The sequence below is a fragment of the Methylobacterium variabile genome (genome assembly GCF_001043975.1).
Taxonomy (GTDB): Bacteria; Pseudomonadota; Alphaproteobacteria; order Rhizobiales; family Beijerinckiaceae; genus Methylobacterium; species Methylobacterium variabile.
The window spans coordinates 1-1,127 of the sequence record NZ_LABY01000466.1; the positions used below are offsets into that span (position 1 = coordinate 1).

At 70.3% G+C, this 1,127-nt stretch carries 3 protein-coding genes; 2 read left to right on the plus strand and 1 reads right to left on the minus strand.

The annotated features are described in order from the left end of the window. Positions 1–113: GMC oxidoreductase (locus VQ02_RS36545; protein WP_157080931.1), on the plus strand; the 113-nt coding region annotated here is incomplete at its 5' end. A 16-nt stretch (positions 114–129) separates the two neighbouring features. Here the strand turns inward: VQ02_RS36545 and VQ02_RS33930 are convergent. Further along, positions 130–441, minus strand: coding sequence for a ribbon-helix-helix domain-containing protein (locus VQ02_RS33930; RefSeq protein WP_048448685.1), 312 nt, complete (start codon positions 439–441; stop codon positions 130–132). Between the two features lie 189 nt (positions 442–630). Between VQ02_RS33930 and VQ02_RS33935 the strand changes: the two genes are divergently transcribed. Then, positions 631–1,127 (plus strand): amino acid permease (locus VQ02_RS33935; protein ID WP_048448686.1); only part of this gene is annotated, 497 nt, incomplete at its 3' end.

Consider the following 1,127-nt stretch of genomic DNA (forward strand, 5'->3'; position numbering starts at 1 on the left):
TGCGGGTCGCCGACGCCTCGGCGATGCCACGCATCACCTCGGGCAACACCAACTCGCCGACGATCATGCTGGCCGAGAAGGCTGCCGCGATGATCCTGGAGGATGCCGGCTGACCGGCTCGCCCCCGGGCTACTCGGCGGCCATCAGCACCGGCGACGCGGCGCGGTCGCCCTGCATGCGATCGCCCTGGGACAGGTAGATCAGGCAGGAGCAGCGCAGGAGCGAGGCGAAGTTGCGCACCTCGCCGTGGCGCTCCAGCACCTCGTCGTGCAGCTTGGTGGCGAACTTCGCGACGCTGAGGCCCTCCTGGCGGGCGATCTCCTCCAGGATGGCCCAGAAGGCGGCCTCGAGGCGCAGCGAGGTGCAGTGCCCGCCGATCCGCAGGGAGCGCGTCTCGTAGGCGTAGCGCTCCGGCGTCTGCTCGGCGAAGATCCGGCACATGGGCCCCTCCCTGTCTCCCAACCGAGGATATTGAAGCGGACGGCGGCTCCGCAAGCTGCAGATGCGTCGCGGCCGAGGCGATCGCGCCGCAGCCATCGGCATCGGCTGCCGGAGAGGAACTTCTCGGAGTCGCGGTGCAGCCTCAGCCCTGGCGTGGCGTTAAGCCTCGAACGGCCTGGGAGGTGCGCGATGGCGCGGGAGAGCATGGCGGACGGGTTGATGCGGACGAAGCCGATCGAGCGCCTGCGACAGGACGCGGACGGCAGCGGCCACACCCTGGAGCGCACCCTCGGGCCCTGGAGCCTGATCGGGCTCGGCATCGGGGCGATCATCGGGGCCGGCCTGTTCTCGCTCACCGGCATCGCGGCGGCGGAGAATGCCGGGCCGGCGGTGGTGATCTCGTTCGCCATCGCGGCGGTCGGCTGCGCGCTCGCCGGCATGTGCTACAGCGAGCTCGCGAGCATGATCCCGGTCTCGGGCAGCGCCTACACCTACGCCTACGCCACGATGGGCGAGTTCGTGGCCTGGATCATCGGCTGGGACCTCGTGCTCGAATACGCGGTCGGGGCAGCCACTGTGTCGGTGAGCTGGTCGAAATACGTTGCCACTCTGCTGCAGGACTGGGGCATCGCCCTGCCCGCGCGGCTGCTGCACTCGCCGTTCGAGACGGTGCAGCTCGCCGACGG

What these genes read in the sequence shown, in the direction of transcription:
- VQ02_RS33930 (WP_048448685.1), bottom strand. Translation starts at nt 441, where the DNA reads ATGTGCCGGATCTTCGCCGAGCAGACGCCGGAGCGCTACGCCTACGAG.